This is a genomic window from Nocardia sp. NPDC127526 (assembly GCF_042672265.1).
Lineage (GTDB): Bacteria > Actinomycetota > Actinomycetes > Mycobacteriales > Mycobacteriaceae > Nocardia.
On sequence record NZ_JBHXVO010000021.1, the window covers coordinates 92,145 to 108,016 of the forward strand.

Genomic DNA, 15,872 nt, shown 5'->3' on the forward strand with positions numbered 1-15,872 from the left:
ACGGCTCTCCCTGGTCACAGCGGTTATGGCGGTGGGCACAACTTGCGGCGGCGCACCGGCTCGATCCGTACCCTGGTTGATCGTGACGGTTACCCGGGTCTCGTTCGACGACGTGCGGATCGCCTATCGGGATACCGGGGCGGCCGTCGGTCATGTGTCGAGTGATATCCCCGTCATGCTCGTACACGGCATGGGCGGCGACGGGCACACCTGGGACCGGTTCGCGCACCAGTTGGTGCAGCGCGGGCGACGGGTGATCATTCCGGATCTGCGCGGGCACGGCCGTAGCGCGCATACCGATTCGTATCTTTTCTCCGAGTTCGGCGCGGATGTGCTGAACCTGTGCGACCGGCTCGGGCTGGATTCGGTCGATCTGGTCGGGCATTCGCTCGGCGGCTACGCGGTGTCGTGGGTGGCCATGCAGCGTCCGGAGCTGGTGCGCCGGTTGGTCATCGAGGAACAGCCGCTGCCGCTGCGCTCCGGTGACGAGCAGATGAAGCTGACCCGGCGGCTGCCGACGATTCCGGAACTCTGGCATGCCACCACGAGTCTGATCCGGCATCCCGGCGCGGTGCTGGCCTTCGACCGGTCCATGACGGGCACGGCGCTGGAGCAGTTCCGCAAGCCTTATCCGGAGTGGTGGGAGGGGTTGTCCGAGATCACCGCGCCCACCCTGTTCCTGCGCGGCGGTCCGGGCGGCATGGTCGATCCCGACAAGCTGGCGCAGCTGTCGGCCGCCGTCCCCGACTGCACCGTCCGCGCCTTCACCTGCGGCCACAGCATCCACCGGGACCGGCATCGCGAATTCGAGGCCGCCGTCCTCCCGTTTCTCGGCCACTGAGCGCCGGAATCTAGAGTGAAGCCGTGTCCGGACTCGAGCGTCCCACGCTGTTCTTCGCCGATGAGCAGTCTTTTCGGGAGTGGTTGGCGGCCAATCACGCCGCGGTGGATGGCATCTGGGTGAAATTCGCCAAGAAGGGGTCGGGGCATGAGTCCCTCGACTACGACGGCGCGCTGCGGCAGGCCTTGTGTTTCGGCTGGATCGACGGGCAGTCGCGGCGCGTGGACGACGAGTTCTATCTGCAGGGTTTCACGCCGCGCCGGCAGCGCAGTCCGTGGTCGCAGCGCAATGTGGGGATCGTCGAGGAGTTGATCGCGCAGGGCCTCATGCATGCCGCCGGTCAAGCCGAGATCGACCGCGCCAAGGCGGACGGCCGCTGGGACAGCGCCTACGGCCGCGATCTGCCGCAGGATTTCCTCGATGCCCTGGCCGCCAATCCGGAGGCCGCCGCCTTCTTCGAAACCCTGCCTGCCCAATCGCGTGTCGTGGTCGGCTACCACCTGGGCAGCGCCGTGCGCCCGGAGACCAGGGCCCGCCGCCTGGATCAGTTGATCCGCAAGCTGATCGACGGTCAGCCGCTGTGAATGATTTTCAGGGCCTACTGTGTTCGGCTGCCGCCCAGGAGATTCCGCTCGCCGGCAGCGCCACCCACGTCACCAGCTGGCTGTGCATCGAACAGCCCGGCGCCTGGGGCCGCGACGTCATCGCCGACGCGGTCCTCGGCCCCGAGATCACCGCCGAACTGGCAGCCCGCACCACGGCGTCCCACGCCCGCCCCACCCTCATCCGCCGCCCCGGACGCCATGAATTCACCGGCGTCCGAACGATTCTCATCGCCAGCACCCGCCCCGGGAACGCCTGGTGCGAACGCTTCGAAATCACCGACCTGAAACAACTCCTGGACCTCGACCCGAACCTGTTCGACGGCCCCGCCCCCGGAATCGGCGCTCCCGTAACGGATCCCCTCGTCCTGGTCTGCGCCCATGGCAAACGCGACCAATGCTGCGCCCTCCTGGGCCGCCCCATAGCCGCCCACCTCGCCCACTTCCACCCCGGCCAGGTCTGGGAGTGCTCCCACACCGGCGGCCACCGCTTCGCCCCCGCCCTGGTCCTGCTCCCCACCGGCCTCACCTACGGCCGCCTGAACCCCGATTCGGCCTCCACCGTGGTCGAAACCGCCCGCCGCGGCGAGGTCGCACTCACCGGCTTCCGCGGCCGCAGCTACTACACCCCGGTCGAACAAGTAGCCGAAATCGCAGTCCGCGAGCGCATCTCCGACGCCGCCATCGATGCCCTCACAGTCGAGCCGGCCCCGGATATCCCACCGCCCCCCGACCCGGCCACCTTCGCGGGCGCGGCCCTGGTAACCCACCGCGACGGCCGCCGCTGGCTGGTCACCACCCGCACCATCACCTACGCCCCGCGCCAAGCCAGCTGCGGCGTACCCCCCAAACCCGCCACCGCCCTGGTCGCCGACACCATCCGCCCACTGGACTGAACATCCGTCGCCTGCACGGAAGCGACCGGCCCCGCACCTATCGGTGCGGGGCCGAATCGTTTGGGGGAGTGTGGTTGCCGGGCCGACCCCGTGACTGTCGGTGCGGAGCCGGATCGTTTGGGGGAGTGGGACCGTCGGGCCCCGCGCCCCGCAGCGTACGGCGCAGAGAGTCCTACGGCGTGCGGAGTCCTGCGGCATGCCGGAGCCATACCCGCTCTTGGGGGCGAGGTTGCCAAGTCCGCTGTTGGGGGTGAGGGACCCTCCACCTCCCTCTTCTGGGGTTTCAGGGGGAACCCCTGAGAGTCCCGAGAGTTGGTATCTACCAGTGTGTTCCGGGCACGAGTCGTGCTGCGCGGCGGAGGGCGGTGCCGGTGACGCGGATGGCGGGTGGGATCGAGCGGCGGCGGCGTTGGGGGGTGACGAGGTCGACGTCGGTTGTCTCTGGTTCAGGGACTGTTTCGCCTTTGGCGGCGGGGGAGTCGGGGATGGCGCGGTAGTAGCGGTGCAGGACGCGTTCTTTGATGCCGGGGGCTACCAGGTTGCCGTATTCGGCGAGGGTGCCGAGGGGGACGTCGATGCGGCGGGGGCGCTCGCTGAGGGCGCGGACTATGAGGGCGGCTGCCCACTCGGGGGATTGGGTGGGGGTGCCCTGGTCGCCGCTGGGGGTGATCATGGGGGTGCGGACCAGGGGCATGTGGATGGTGGTGAAAGTGATGTTGTCGGCGAGCATTTCGGCGGCGGTGACTTCGGCGAACTTGTCGAGGGCGGCCTTGCTGGCGAGGTAGGCGGCGAAGCGGGGGGTGGCGACCTGGACGCCGGCGCTCGAAATATTCACGATGTGGCCGGATTTGCGGGCGCGCATCTGGGGGAGGAGGGCCAGGGTCATGCGGACCGCGCCGAAGTAGTTGACGGCCATGGTGCGTTCGAAGTCGTGCATGCGGTCGGTGGAGCGGTGCACGGCGCGGCGGATGGAGCGGCCGGCATTGTTGACCAGCATGTCCACGTGGCCGTGCTCGGCGAGGATGAGGGTGACGGCCTGTTCGACGGAGTCGGCGTCGGTGACGTCGCACTGGTAGCCGTGCGCGTTTCCGCCCGCGGCCTTGATCTCGTCGACCACGGCGGCCAGTTCGTCGCCGCGACGCGCCAGGAGGAAGACCACGGCGCCCTTCTCGGCGACGGCCATGGCGGCCGAGCGGCCGATGCCGGACGAGGCGCCGGTGATGACCACATGCTTGCCGGTCAGATCGCGGCGGGCGCGCCGGCGAGCCAGGTAACCGTTGTCGTCGATAACAGAGTTGTCGGCCATCGCTGCTCCCTTGCAGACAATCGAGTTGCCTAGAACTTACTTGAAAGTAAGTTCAGCTGCCAGATCGGGTCGGTCGCAGCTCCCGGCAACCCTCCTTTGCGCGCGTTCGTCGGTAATCGCGACGCGCCGGGCAACCCTCTGTAGAGACCGGTCGGTATCGAATGTATGTTCGACACCGGAAGATCGTCGCAGTTGGAGGAGGGTGCCGTGGGCTGGCACAACGGACCGCCGTCCTGGTCGGAGCTGGAGCGCGTGCTCTCCGGCCGGCCGGACCCGGCCCGCAACCTGCCCGACGGCGACGGCGGGGACAGCCCGGCCTGGTCGCGGAAACGGGAGAAGTACGAGGCGGGGGCGCTCGCCCGGCCGGAGGGGCCGGTGGTGCCGTATGCGGAACTGCACACGCACTCCGCGTACAGCTTCCTCGACGGGGCGAGCCAGCCCGAGGAATTGGTCGAGGAGGCGGTGCGGCTCGGATTGGAGGCGCTCGCCCTCACCGACCACGACGGGTTCTACGGGGTGGTGCGGTTCGCGGAGGCGGCCCGGGAGTGGGGTATGCCGACCGTTTTCGGGGCGGAGCTCTCGCTCGGTACCGCCGCCCGGCCCAAGGCGCACCTCGTCCCGCGCGGGCGGCGGCCGCGCGGGAAGGCGGTTCCGGATCGGGCGACACCGGAACCGATGGACGAATTCGGTTCGGAGGTGGCCGATTCCGCGCCGCGCACGGGTGCGCCCGATCCGGTGGGTCCGCATCTGCTGATCCTCGCGCGCGGGCAGGAAGGGTATCGGCGGTTGTCGCGGGAGATGGCGACGGCGCATATGGCGGCGGGGGAGAAGGGGATCCTGCGCTACGACCTGGATCGGCTGACCGCGGCGGCGGGCGGGCACTGGCATGTGCTCACCGGCTGCCGGAAGGGGCATGTGCGACAGGCGCTCACGCAGGGCGACGCCGCGGCCGAGGCTGCCCTGCGGGAGCTGGTGGAGCGGTTCGGGCGCGAGCATGTGAGCGTGGAGCTCACCCATCACGGGATTCCCGAGGACGATGAGCGCAACGCCCGGCTGGTCGCCCTGGCCGATCGGGTCGGATTACCGGTACTCGCCACCACCGGAGCGCATTTCGCGGCGCCGCCGCAGCGGCGGCGGGCCATGGCGCTGGCGGCCATCCGGGCCAGGTCCAGCCTGGACGAGATGGCGGGCTGGCTGGCGCCGACCGGCGGCGCACATCTGCGGTCGGGGGCGGAGATGGCGCGGCTGTTCGCGCAGTGCCCGGGCGCGGTGGCGAATGCCGTTGCGCTGGCGCGGGAATGCGCATTCGATCTGCGCTTGATCGCGCCCGAGCTGCCGCCGTTCGACGTGCCGGTAGGACATGACGAGAATTCGTGGCTGCGGGAGCTCACCTTCGAGGGCGCGGCGCGGCGGTACGGGCCGCGCGCGGAGAACGCACCGGCGTACCAGCAACTCGAGCATGAGCTGAAGGTGATCGAGAAGCTGAAGTTCCCGGGCTACTTCCTGGTGGTCCACGACATCGTCAGTTTCTGCCGGGACAACGACATCCTCTGTCAGGGCAGGGGTTCGGCCGCCAACTCCGCCGTCTGCTACGCCATCGGGATCACCAATGTGGATCCGGTGCAGAACAATCTGCTGTTCGAGCGGTTCCTGTCGCCGGAGCGGGACGGGCCGCCCGATATCGACGTGGATATCGAATCGGATCGGCGGGAGGAGGCGATTCAGCACGTCTACGCCAAGTACGGGCGGGAGTACGCGGCGCAGGTGGCCAATGTGATCACCTATCGCGGGCGCTCGGCGGTCCGGGATGCGGCCAAGGCCCTGGGGTTTTCGCCGGGGCAGCAGGATGCCTGGAGCAAACAGGTGAGCCGCTGGACCGGGGTGTCGAAGGAGGAGCACACCGATATTCCGCGCGACGTGCTCGGCCTGGCCGGTGAATTAGAGGGTCTGCCAAGGCATTTGGGCATTCACTCCGGCGGCATGGTGATCTGCGATCGGCCCATTGCCGACGTGTGCCCCACCGAGTGGGCGCGCATGGCGAACCGCAGCGTGCTGCAGTGGGACAAGGATGATTGCGCCGCAGCGGGTTTGGTGAAGTTCGACCTGCTCGGCCTGGGCATGCTGTCGGCGCTGCACTACATGATCGATCTGGTGCGCGAGCACAAGGGCGAGACCGTCGAACTGCACAAGCTGGATCTCGCCGAGGCCGCCGTCTACGACATGCTGTGCCGCGCGGACTCGGTGGGCGTCTTCCAAGTGGAGTCGCGCGCGCAGATGGCGACGTTGCCGCGCCTGAAGCCGCGCAACTTCTACGACCTGGTGGTCGAGGTCGCGCTGATTCGCCCGGGTCCCATCCAGGGCGGATCCGTGCATCCCTATATCCGCCGCCGCAACGGGCAGGAGAAGGCCGTCCCCGATCATCCGGCGCTGGCGAACGCGCTGGCGCGCACCCTGGGCATTCCGCTGTTCCAGGAGCAGCTCATGCAAATGGCCATCGACGTCGCCGGATTCGCCCCCGCCGAGGCCGATCAGTTGCGCCGGGCCATGGGCTCCAAACGCTCCACGGAGAAGATGGAACGCCTGCGCGCCCGCTTCTATCAGGGCATGCAGGACCTGCACGGCATTACCGGCGAGATCGCCGACCGCATCTACGAGAAGGTGTACGCCTTCGCGAATTTCGGCTTCCCGGAAAGCCATTCGCAGAGCTTCGCCTCGCTGGTGTTCTACTCCTCGTGGTTCAAGCTGCACCATCCGGCGGCGTTCTGCGCGGGCCTGCTGCGCGCCCAGCCGATGGGCTTCTACTCCCCGCAGTCGCTGGTGGCCGATGCGCGGCGGCATGGGGTGGCGGTGCACGGCCCGGATATCAATCACAGCCTGGCCGAGGCGACCCTGGAGCAGCGTGGGATGGAAGTTCGGCTCGGCCTGGCCGCGGTCCGCTCCATCGGCGCCGAGCTGGCCGAGCAGATCGTCGCCGCCCGCGCAGCCGGCCCCTACCGGTCCTTCCTGGATCTCACCGGCCGCGTGGAATTGACCGTCCCGCAAGCGGAATCGCTGGCCACCGCGGGCGCGCTCGGCAGTCTCGGCATCACCCGCCGCCAGGCCCTGTGGGCGGCCGGTGCGGCGGCGGGCGAACGCCCCGATCGCATTCCGGGCACCGGCGCGGCCACCGACGCCCCCGCCCTGCCCGGCATGAGCGAACTGGAACTGGCCGCCGCCGACGTCTGGGCCACCGGCGTCTCGCCCACCAGCTACCCGACCGAATTCCTCCGCGACCGCCTCGACGCCCTCGGCGTGGTCCCCGCCGCGCATCTGCTCGATATTCGCGATGGCACCAGGGTTCTCGTCGGCGGCGCGGTCACCCACCGGCAGCGCCCCGCCACCGCCGGCGGGGTCACCTTCCTCAATCTCGAGGACGAGACCGGCATGGTGAACGTGGTCTGCTCGATCGGCCTGTGGGCGCGCTACCGCCGTCTGGCCCAATCCGCGCCCGCCCTGCTGGTTCGCGGCCGCGTCCAGAACGCCGAGGGCGCGGTCACCATTGTCGCGGATCACCTGCAGCGCATGGATTTACGCATCGAGGGCCGCTCCCGCGACTTCCGCTGACGAACGAAACGGCCGACCCGCCGGGGTCGGCCGCTCGAATTCGATTGCGGCTCAGAGCTCGCCGAAGAAGGCACGGATATCGCCGACGAGCAGGTCGGGCTGTTCGAGGGCGATGTACGCGCCGGCCTTGTCGAATTCGGTCCAGCGCGCCACCGTGGTATCGCGATCGGCGAAGCGGCGCACCGTGACATCGCCCGCCGCGACGACGAACGCGGTCGGCACGCTCACCCGCGGCTTGGGCGCCCGGGCCGTCGGGTCGTGCGCCACATCGTTGTAGCTCTGCGCGATGGAACCCGAAGTGCCGGTGAACCATTGGACGCTGACATCGGTGAGCATGCGGTCCTTGGAGATGGCCTGCTCGGGCAGCTCGGCGCGCGGATCGCTCCACTCCTCGAACTTCTCCACCACCCAGGCCAGCAGGCCGATCGGCGAATCATTGAGGCCGTGCGCGATGGTCTGCGGCCGGGTGGACATCATGATGTTGAAGCCCATGCCCTCCCGCATGAACGTGTCGATGGTCGCCATTCGCTGCTGTTCGGCCTCGGTCAGGCCCTCGACATTCTCGTCCGGGAACGCGACGTAGGCATTGACGTGCAGGCCGACCATCCGATCCGGCGCCTGGCGGCCCAGCTCGATGGCCACATTCGCGCCGCCCCCGCCGCCGTGCGCGCCGAACCGCTCGTAACCCAGCCGGGTCATCAGATCGGCGAAGGCCGCCGCGGTGCGCGGAACGGTCCAGCCGGTATCGGCCAGCGGGGTGGAGAAACCGAAGCCCGGCATGAACGGGATCACCAGATGGAAGTCCCGCGACAGCGGTTCGATCACATCCAGCAGGCCCATGGCGCCGCCGGGGTTGTCGTGCAGCAGCAACAGGGCCTTCGCGTCCTCTCGCTCGCTGCGGATGTGCTTGAAGTGAATGCGCTGCCCGTCGATCTCCGTAATGAACTGCGGCCACTGGTTGAGCTCCGCTTCGGCCTTGCGCCAGTCGAATCCGTCCTTCCAGTACTCGGCCAGCTCGCGCAGGTAGTCCACCGGAACCCCGCGGCTCCAGCCGGCCCCGGGCAGCGCGGGCGTCCAGCGCGCCTTGGCCAGGCGATCGCGCAGATCGTCCAGATCGGTCTGGGGAATGTCGACTCGGAAGGGCTGGAAGGTCATTGCCATCTCCTCGGAACGGAATGTTTTGTTCCGTTCCAGATTAGCAGAATGATTCATTCCGTTTCAACCCCTGGGTGAGAATCGATGGAAAGCGAGAGGAGTCAGGGTGTCGACGGTGGTGCGGGCGACGATCAAGCCGAACAGCAAGAAGGGTCCCCTCGTCGAGACCCTCGACGACGGCACCCTCCAGCTGTACGTCCGCGCGCCCGCCGTCGAAGGCAAGGCCAACAAGGCCGCCATCGAACTTCTGGCCGCCCACTACGGCGTGGCCAAAACCTCCGTCCGCCTCACCGCCGGCGCCACCTCCCGCTTCAAACGCTTCGAGATCGACGACTGATCATCAGGCGGTGAGTATCGCCGATTCAGAACGCGAGCTCGTCCCAAGGGATCTGGATCGGGAACGGGAAGTCGAATTCGATGCCGTTGTTGTCGGCGGGGGTCCACTCGCCCGCGACGATGTAGTTGACCGGACGCAGCGGGCGAACGCCCTCCGCGAGATGACCGGGCTCGATCTCGAGGGCGTAGGCGCGCACGACAGCGATTGCACTGCTGCCCGGATCCAGGTGAACCTCCCAGTACCAAGGGATTCCGGCGCCGGCGTAGCGGATCTTCTTCGCTTCGAGATCGGTCCGGGTGTTCGACGGGGACAGCACCTCGCCGACCAGTAGCGTGTCGGTGGCGCGGACATCCTGGTAGGGCGCTCCGAGGCACCGATGGACGAGGAAGTCGGGTGTCAGGAAGTTGGACTTTCCGCTGCTGCCGAGAAAGACATTGGTCTCGGTGGTCACTCGCCAGCAGTGATCGGAGTGCTGCGACACATCCGACTGGGCGCACCTGCGTAACCCGCTCCACAGCAGATTCGAGAAGGTCTGATGCTCGGCCGGTCCGCGCCGTAGCCATACCACCCGGCCGTCCCACAGTTCGATCTGCTCCGCAATCTCTTCAGGAAGCTGCTCGAGCTCCTCCCAGGTCATGTACTCGGGGAGGCCCGGTTGTTCGGCATGTGGAATGGACACGTCATCAGGGTATTTCGCCATGCCCGCGGCCTCCTTGGGTTCACGCAGAATAGACGGCTACGCCCGTATTGTCCTACACCGCGCCGGGAAAACCCTGTTGCCGCCAGGCTTCGTAGACCGCGACAGCGGCGGCGTTGGAGAGGTTCATGGAGCGGCGGCCGGGGAGCATGGGGATGCGGAGCTGGGTGGTGATGCGGGGGTCGGCGAGGACGTCGTCGGGGAGGCCGGTGGGTTCGGGGCCGAAGAGGAGGACGTCGCCGGGGAGGTAGATGATGTCGGTATTGCGGGTGGCGGCGCCGGCGGTGAAGGCGTAGACGCGTTCGGGGGTGAGGGCTTCCCATGCGGCGGAGAGGGATTCGTGCACGGTGACCGAGGCCAGGTCGTGGTAGTCGAGGCCGGCGCGGCGGAGTTTGGGCTCGGATAGGTCGAAGCCGAGGGGTTCGATCAGGTGCAGGTGGCAGCCGGTGCCGGCGGCCAGGCGGATGGCATTGCCGGTATTGGGCGGGATGCGCGGCTGGAAGAACACGAGATGGAACACGCGGATCAGCATTGCAGAAGATACGGACCGTGCTGTTCGTGACCCGGCCGTGGGTCGGGCCGTCGCGGCGGCGGGCGGTTAAGCTCGCAGCGTGAGTCCAGCCCATGCCGCCCCCGAGGATCGCAGCAGCCGCGCCGGTGCGTTCGTGCGGGAGAATCTGCCGATCATTCTGATCGCGCTGGTGATGATCGTGGCCGTGGTGCTGCTGGCCTGGGATCGCTGGCGGCGCGGGACCTATGTCTTCGGCGGCGCGACGCTGCTGGCGGCGGCCTTCCGGATGCTCCTGCCGACCGAGAAGGTGGGCGTGCTCGCGGTGCGCAGCAAGGGATTCGATGTGGCGTGGCTGACGGCCCTGGGCGCGACGATCATCGTGCTGGCGGCGACCATCAGCCCGCTGGGGATCACATAGGGGCTGGGTTAAACCTTGGTCATGCGGCGGCCGAGCTCACGGCGCAGGATCTCCTGCGACGGGAGCCGGTGTAATACGCGGAGGATATCGGGGCGAAGCTCGAGCTGCTCCTCCTCGGAGAGCAGATCGACGAGATCACGTAGATCCATGTCATCGAAGGCTGCCGTCATGGGGGATACATTAGCGGCAGCGCGCCCGGATTTGATCGCGATCGGATCACGGTTACCGATGTGTCACCCGCATGAAACCGGCAGCGCCTCAGCGTAATTCGCGCGAAACGGGCACGACTCGAATTAGCGCTCGCGAGCCGCGCGTGCCAGCTCCATGGTCTCCACCATGAGCTTGCCGATCGCCTCGGTCTCGGTGAGGAAGCCGTCGTGCCCGTCGCGCGAGCGCACGATCTCCAGGCCGCGACAGCCGGGCAGCAGATCGGCCAGCTCCTGCTGCGTGCGCAGCGGGTAGAGGCGATCGGAGTCCACACCGCCGACCACGCACGGCACCGGGGTGGCGGCCAGCGCGGCCTCGACGCCGCCGCGCCCGCGGCCCACGTCGTGCCGGTTCATGGCCTCCGACAGCAGTACGTAGGTGGCCGGATCGAAGCGCGCGATGAGCTTGTCGGCCTGATACTCCAGATAGCTCTGCACCGCGTATCGCCCACCGTCCCAGGGATTCTCGGTGCCCTGGGCGTGATTCTCGAAGCGATGGTCGAGCTCGAACTCGGTGCGGTAGGTCAGGTGTGCGATGCGCCGCGCCAGCCCCATGCCGGTCATGGGCGCGCGCCCGCTGCCGTGATAGTTGCCGCCCTGCCAGTCCGGATCGGAGGTGATGGCGGCGATCTGCGTGGTCTGCGTGCCGATCTGATCGGCGGTGGCGCGCGCGCCGACGGCCAGCACCAGCGCGGAACCCACCCGCTCCGGATGCCCGACCATCCACTCCAGCACCCGCATGCCGCCCATGGACCCGCCGACGACGGCCGCCAGCCGGTCGATGCCGAGCAGATCGAACAGCGCCACCTCGGCGGTCACCTGATCGCGAATGGAGATCTCGGGAAACCGTGCGCCCCAGGGCTTTCCGTCCGCGGCCAGGGAACCCGGCCCGGTGCTGCCCTTGCAGCCGCCGAGCACATTGGTGGCGATGACACACCATTCGCCGGTATCGATGGCCGCGCCCGGGCCCACGATGCCGTCCCACCAGCCCGGCTGGGCGTGATGCACGTCGGCCGGGCCGACCACGTGCGAATCACCGGTCAGCGCATGCTCGACCAGAATCACGTTGTCGGCATTCGCGGAAAGTTCGCCCCACCGTTGCACGGCCAGCGTCACATCCGGAATGACGGCCCCGTTCTCCAGCCGCACCGCGCCGATGGCAATGCTGCCGAGCGTCCCGTCGGACGGCGGGAGCAGTGCTTCCGCCGTCTCCCGCGCCGTGCTCGATTCGATGTTCACGATCACCGTGCCGCCGCCGTCAGTCCGGCCCGGAGATCCGCCAGGATGTCCTCGATACCCTCGATGCCCACGGCCAGACGCACCAGACCAGGCGTGACGCCCGAAGCGAGCTGCTCCTCGGGAGTCAGCTGGGAATGGGTCGTCGACGCCGGATGGATCACGAGCGAGCGCACATCCCCGATGTTAGCGACATGGCTGTGCAGGACCAGCGCCTCCACGAACTTCTTGCCCGCGTCCACGCCGCCGGCCAGCTCGAAGGAGACGATGGCGCCGACGCCCTTGGGTGCCAGTTGTTTGCCACGCTCATACCAGGGTGAGCTCGGCAGGCCCGCGTAGGACACCGATTCCACACCCGGCGCGGCGGCCAGAAACTCCGCGACCGCCCGGGCATTGGCCACGTGCCGCTCCACCCGCAGGCTCAGCGTCTCGATGCCCTGGCTGATCAGGAACGCGTTGAACGGCGACACGGCCGCGCCCAGATCGCGCAGCAACTGCACGCGCGCCTTGAGCGCGAACGCCGGCGCGCCGAGCTCGGCGAAGACCACGCCGTTGTAGGACGGATCGGGGCTGGTGAACCCCGGGAACCGGGACTGCCCGCCGGCATCGCGCACGGTCCAGTCGAAGGTGCCGCCGTCCACGATCACACCGGCCACCGCCGAACCGTGCCCGCCCAGGTACTTGGTGGCCGAATGCACCACGATGTCCGCGCCGTGCTTCAGCGGCTGGATCAGGTACGGCGTGGCCACCGTGTTGTCCACGATGAGCGGCACGCCCGCCGCGTGCGCGATTCGAGCAACGCCCGGGATATCCAGGATCGAACTGCTCGGGTTCGCGACGGTCTCGCCGTAGAACGCCTTGGTATTGGGCCGCACGGCCGCCCGCCACTGCTCCAGATCGTCGGGATCCTCGACGAAGCTGACCTCGATGCCCAGCTTGGGCAGCGAGTAGTGAAAGAGGTTGTAGGTCCCGCCGTACAGGTGCGGGCTGGACACGATGTGGTCGCCCGCCGCCGCGAGATTCAGGATGGCGAAGGTCTCCGCCGCCTGCCCGGAGGCCAGCAGCAGCGCCGCCACACCGCCCTCCAGCGCGGCGATGCGCTGTTCCACCACGTCCTGGGTGGGATTCATGATGCGGGTGTAGATATTGCCCGGCTCGGCGAGCCCGAACAGCGCGGCGGCGTGATCGGTATCGCGGAAGGCATAGGACGTCGTCTGATAGATCGGCAGGGCGCGGGCCCCGGTGGCGGCGTCGGGCGCCTGCCCGGCATGGATCTGCTTGGTGTCGAAAGACCAGTCGGCCGGGTCGATGGGCGCGGTCGAGTCACTCATGTCCTGCTCCAAGAAAAAAGGTCGCCGAAAGGCGGAAGTCTGACGTTATCGAGAAACGAATAGGCTTCGACAACAACACATTTCGGGTGGCCTCCTACGTTGCGCTTGCACTCGTCCCTCGAGTGCCAGGTCCTCACCCGGAGCACCCCACCGCAGCTGGAGGGTTGCCGATCAGCGAGCCGGGGCTTGTCGCTGATGCTCTTGACCTGAGCGAGATTCTAACCGCCGGATTCGGAACTTCCCGCAGTGGGGCCGGACACACTCGGAACCGCGCACACCCGGATGTACTCCGCATAGGCGGTGTTCACGTGATTCACGCAGTGCGCGGCGATGGCTTCCAGATCATTCCCGTCGAGCAGTTGCCGCAGGCTGTCCTCCTTGCCGGCATGGCAGATGACCTGCCAGATCGACAGCAGCAGCTGCACCGAGAGCGCATCGGGCGCGGCGCCGAGCCGCTCCGCCAGCACCTGTGCGAGGGCGGCCTGTTCGAAGGAGACGGATTCGAAACTGCGGGCCCGCACGGTGGGGTTGTCCAGGATCAGCCGCTGCATCTGCTTGAACTGCTCGAAGGAGATCGGTTCGCCCTCGGTGAGGATGCGGTCGATCACCGCGAGGAAGCTGGCGCGTAGCGCTTCGAGTTCATTGCCGGTGCGCGGCTGGGCGGCCAGCGCCTCGGCCTGCGCGCCCTCGAAGTCCTCGATGAGGCCGACCACGATGGCCTCTTTCGAGTCGAAGTACCGGTTCACGGTGCGCGGTGAGACATCGGCCGCGTCGGCGATCTGCTCGACGGTGGTGGCGTCGAAGCCCTGCTTGTCGCACAACCGCAGGGCGACCTCGATGATCCGAGACCGCGTTTGCTGCTTCTTGCGCTCCCGGAGTCCGGTCCGGGTGGTCGACGTCGACAAACCGAGCATCGGTCCAGTCTAGCGATACCTCGCGCGATTGTGACTTCATCTGACAACTGTCGCAACGCGACAGATTTCTCTTGACGACATTTGTCGCCCGGTGACACGATGGGCTGCACTGCCCGGCAACCGAGGAGATGACCATGACCGGCGGGATCGCGGCGCTGGACGCCGACCGGAAACCAATCGAGACAACGACTTCCACCCGCTGGTGGGCGCTGGGCGTACTCGCCCTGGCGCAGCTGATGGTGGTGCTGGACGTCACCATCGTCACGATCGCGCTGCCCTTCGCACAGCAGGACCTGCACATCAGCGACGGCGACCGGCAATGGGTGATGACGGCGTACACGCTCATCTTCGGCGGCCTGCTGCTGCTCGGCGGGCGGCTGGCCGACTATCTGGGCCGGCGCCGGATCCTGCTCATCGGCCTGATCGGCTTCGCCGCGGCCTCGGCGCTGGCCGGGCTCGCGCAAACCGGCTGGCAGCTGTTCGCCGGACGCGGTCTGCAGGGCGCGTTCGCCGCGCTGCTGGCGCCGGCCGCGCTGTCGCTGGTGTCGGTGACCTTCCCCGAGGCCAAGGAGCGCGCCCGCGCCTTCGGCGTCTTCGCGGCGGTCTCGGCGGGCGGGGTGGCCATCGGGCTCATCGTGGGCGGCGCGCTCACCGAATACGCGGACTGGCGCTGGACCCTGCTGATCAATACGCCCTTCGCGCTGCTGGCGGTGCTGGGCGGGCTGGCCTTCGTGGTCAAGGACGTGCCCGAACCGCGCACCGGCGGTTACGACCTGCCCGGCGCAGTCACCGTCACGCTCGGATTGGTCTCGATCGTCTACGGATTCAGCCGGGCGGCCGACGACGGCTGGCTGGCGGGCACCACCCTCGCCCTGCTCGGCGCCGGGCTCGCACTGCTGGCCGCCTTCGTGGCCATCGAGCGCCGTTCCGCGAATCCGCTACTGCCGCTGCGCATTCCGGGTGAGATCAACCGGGGCGGGTCGTTCCTGGTGGCCTTGCTGGTCCCCATCGCCATGTTCGCCATGTTCCTCAACCTGAGCTTCTACCTGCAGATCACGCTGGGCTACTCGGCGCTGAAGGCGGGAGTGGCCTTCCTGCCCTTCCCGATCGGCATCGTCATCGCCGCCGGCCTCACCAGCGCCGTCCTGCCGCGGCGCGGGCCGCGCCCGGTGCTGATCGCCGGCGCGGTGCTCGGCGTCCTGGGCCTGCTGTACCTGTCACAGCTGGACTACGGCGACGGCTACGCCACCAGCGTCCTGCCCGCCATGATTCTCATCGCCCTCGGCATGGGCCCGATCTTCGTGGCCATGCAGACCACGGCCCTGCATCAGGTCGACGAGGCCGACTCGGGCGTGGCCAGCGCCCTGCTGAACGCCGCCCAGCAAGTAGGCGGCGCGATCGGCACGGCCCTGCTCACCACGATCGCGGTGCAGGTCGCCGAGCGGTACGCCGAGAACAATCCGACCGTCGACAATCTCGCCGCCCGGGCCGCCATCCACAGCTACGACATCTCGTTTCTGATCGGAGCGGGCTTCTTCGTGGCCACCATTCCGATCATCTGGTTGATGATTCGGGACAAGCCTGAGAATCTGCTGGAAGGTGCCGGACACGTACACATGGGCTGACGTTCCATACTCTCGAGCAGGGGCGATCCTTACTCGTGAGTAACTGAGGGCGGCTTCCCGCACAGTGGGGGCTGCCCGCGCGGTGAGGTTCATAGCAGCAGTACGCTTGTCTTGCTTGACGCCACAGCGTACGTGGACCTGGCACCACAGGCCCCGTGCCGCGCGCCATGCGTATACGTTGTCTGTTGAACAGC

General features: G+C 68.1%; 14 protein-coding genes, 1 pseudogene and 1 riboswitch. Of the genes and pseudogenes, 7 read left to right on the forward strand and 8 right to left on the reverse strand.

What is annotated here, in order from left to right; translation table 11 throughout:
* The first annotated feature begins 25 nt into the window (after positions 1–25).
* The 3 genes from ACFVIV_RS27785 to ACFVIV_RS27795 are packed head-to-tail and all read left to right on the forward strand — an operon-like array spanning position 26 to position 2,339.
* The gene (locus tag ACFVIV_RS27785; RefSeq protein ID WP_379201238.1) at positions 26–841 is read left to right on the forward strand and encodes an alpha/beta fold hydrolase; all 816 of its coding nucleotides are present in this window, start codon (positions 26–28) and stop codon (positions 839–841) included.
* A gap of 23 nt (positions 842–864) precedes the next feature.
* Positions 865–1,425 carry a YdeI family protein gene (locus ACFVIV_RS27790; protein ID WP_379201240.1) on the forward strand — a complete coding sequence of 187 codons (561 nt, stop codon included), beginning with the start codon at positions 865–867 and terminating at the stop codon, positions 1,423–1,425.
* Positions 1,422–2,339, forward strand: a complete 918-nt coding sequence (locus tag ACFVIV_RS27795; protein ID WP_379201242.1) for a sucrase ferredoxin — start codon at positions 1,422–1,424, stop codon at positions 2,337–2,339. The genes ACFVIV_RS27790 and ACFVIV_RS27795 overlap by 4 nt, the downstream gene beginning before the upstream one ends.
* A 319-nt stretch (positions 2,340–2,658) precedes the next feature.
* On the opposite strand, the pseudogene ACFVIV_RS27800 reads toward ACFVIV_RS27795, so the two are convergent.
* Positions 2,659–3,597 (reverse strand): annotated as a pseudogene (locus ACFVIV_RS27800) (SDR family NAD(P)-dependent oxidoreductase); the annotation flags it as partial.
* Positions 3,598–3,852: 255 nt separating this feature from the next.
* Here ACFVIV_RS27800 and ACFVIV_RS27805 point away from each other — a divergent pair.
* On the forward strand, positions 3,853–7,248 hold the full coding sequence (locus ACFVIV_RS27805) for an error-prone DNA polymerase (protein ID WP_379201244.1): 3,396 nt from the start codon (positions 3,853–3,855) through the stop codon (positions 7,246–7,248).
* 51 nt (positions 7,249–7,299) lie between these two features.
* On the opposite strand, the gene ACFVIV_RS27810 is transcribed toward ACFVIV_RS27805, so the two are convergent.
* Positions 7,300–8,403 carry an epoxide hydrolase family protein gene (locus tag ACFVIV_RS27810; protein ID WP_379201246.1) on the reverse strand — a complete coding sequence of 368 codons (1,104 nt, stop codon included), beginning with the start codon at positions 8,401–8,403 and terminating at the stop codon, positions 7,300–7,302.
* Between the two features lie 106 nt (positions 8,404–8,509).
* Here ACFVIV_RS27810 and ACFVIV_RS27815 point away from each other — a divergent pair, with 106 nt between their 5' ends.
* Positions 8,510–8,740, forward strand: a complete 231-nt coding sequence (locus tag ACFVIV_RS27815; RefSeq protein ID WP_379201248.1) for a DUF167 domain-containing protein — start codon at positions 8,510–8,512, stop codon at positions 8,738–8,740.
* Positions 8,741–8,765: 25 nt separating this feature from the next.
* On the opposite strand, the gene ACFVIV_RS27820 is transcribed toward ACFVIV_RS27815, so the two are convergent.
* Positions 8,766–9,377: a Uma2 family endonuclease gene (locus ACFVIV_RS27820; RefSeq protein WP_379201322.1), complete on the reverse strand. Its 612-nt coding sequence runs from the start codon at positions 9,375–9,377 to the stop codon at positions 8,766–8,768.
* 115 nt (positions 9,378–9,492) lie between these two features.
* Positions 9,493–9,969, reverse strand: a complete 477-nt coding sequence (locus tag ACFVIV_RS27825) for a tRNA (cytidine(34)-2'-O)-methyltransferase (RefSeq protein WP_379201250.1) — start codon at positions 9,967–9,969, stop codon at positions 9,493–9,495.
* Between the two features lie 79 nt (positions 9,970–10,048).
* On the opposite strand from ACFVIV_RS27825, the gene ACFVIV_RS27830 reads away from it, so the two are divergent.
* Complete coding sequence (locus ACFVIV_RS27830; RefSeq protein WP_379201251.1) at positions 10,049–10,366, forward strand: DUF3017 domain-containing protein; 318 nt, start codon at positions 10,049–10,051, stop codon at positions 10,364–10,366.
* A gap of 8 nt (positions 10,367–10,374) precedes the next feature.
* Here ACFVIV_RS27830 and ACFVIV_RS27835 read toward each other — a convergent pair whose 3' ends face one another.
* The 4 genes from ACFVIV_RS27835 to ACFVIV_RS27850 form a co-directional block, all read right to left on the reverse strand.
* On the reverse strand, positions 10,375–10,536 hold the full coding sequence (locus ACFVIV_RS27835) for a hypothetical protein (RefSeq protein WP_169814883.1): 162 nt from the start codon (positions 10,534–10,536) through the stop codon (positions 10,375–10,377).
* Positions 10,537–10,659: 123 nt separating this feature from the next.
* Positions 10,660–11,769: a homoserine O-acetyltransferase gene (locus ACFVIV_RS27840; protein ID WP_379201323.1), complete on the reverse strand. Its 1,110-nt coding sequence runs from the start codon at positions 11,767–11,769 to the stop codon at positions 10,660–10,662.
* A gap of 44 nt (positions 11,770–11,813) precedes the next feature.
* Positions 11,814–13,139: a bifunctional o-acetylhomoserine/o-acetylserine sulfhydrylase gene (locus ACFVIV_RS27845; RefSeq protein WP_379201253.1), complete on the reverse strand. Its 1,326-nt coding sequence runs from the start codon at positions 13,137–13,139 to the stop codon at positions 11,814–11,816.
* A 96-nt stretch (positions 13,140–13,235) separates the two neighbouring features.
* A riboswitch (SAM riboswitch) is annotated at positions 13,236–13,346 on the reverse strand.
* Between the two features lie 11 nt (positions 13,347–13,357).
* Positions 13,358–14,053 carry a TetR/AcrR family transcriptional regulator gene (locus tag ACFVIV_RS27850; protein WP_379201255.1) on the reverse strand — a complete coding sequence of 232 codons (696 nt, stop codon included), beginning with the start codon at positions 14,051–14,053 and terminating at the stop codon, positions 13,358–13,360.
* Positions 14,054–14,187: 134 nt separating this feature from the next.
* On the opposite strand from ACFVIV_RS27850, the gene ACFVIV_RS27855 reads away from it, so the two are divergent.
* Positions 14,188–15,678, forward strand: coding sequence for an MFS transporter (locus ACFVIV_RS27855; RefSeq protein WP_379201257.1), 1,491 nt, complete (start codon positions 14,188–14,190; stop codon positions 15,676–15,678).
* Positions 15,679–15,872: the final 194 nt, after the last annotated feature.

Bases quoted from the DNA above. Each gene is read 5' to 3' on its own strand.
- ACFVIV_RS27845 (WP_379201253.1), bottom strand. From the start codon at position 13,139: ATGAGTGACTCGACCGCGCCCATCGACCCGGCCGACTGGTCTTTCGAC.
- ACFVIV_RS27855 (WP_379201257.1), top strand. From the start codon at position 14,188: ATGACCGGCGGGATCGCGGCGCTGGACGCCGACCGGAAACCAATCGAG.
- ACFVIV_RS27835 (WP_169814883.1), bottom strand. From the start codon at position 10,536: ATGACGGCAGCCTTCGATGACATGGATCTACGTGATCTCGTCGATCTG.
- ACFVIV_RS27820 (WP_379201322.1), bottom strand. From the start codon at position 9,377: ATGACCTGGGAGGAGCTCGAGCAGCTTCCTGAAGAGATTGCGGAGCAG.
- ACFVIV_RS27810 (WP_379201246.1), bottom strand. From the start codon at position 8,403: ATGACCTTCCAGCCCTTCCGAGTCGACATTCCCCAGACCGATCTGGAC.
- ACFVIV_RS27785 (WP_379201238.1), top strand. From the start codon at position 26: ATGGCGGTGGGCACAACTTGCGGCGGCGCACCGGCTCGATCCGTACCC.
- ACFVIV_RS27850 (WP_379201255.1), bottom strand. From the start codon at position 14,053: ATGCTCGGTTTGTCGACGTCGACCACCCGGACCGGACTCCGGGAGCGC.
- ACFVIV_RS27825 (WP_379201250.1), bottom strand. From the start codon at position 9,969: ATGCTGATCCGCGTGTTCCATCTCGTGTTCTTCCAGCCGCGCATCCCG.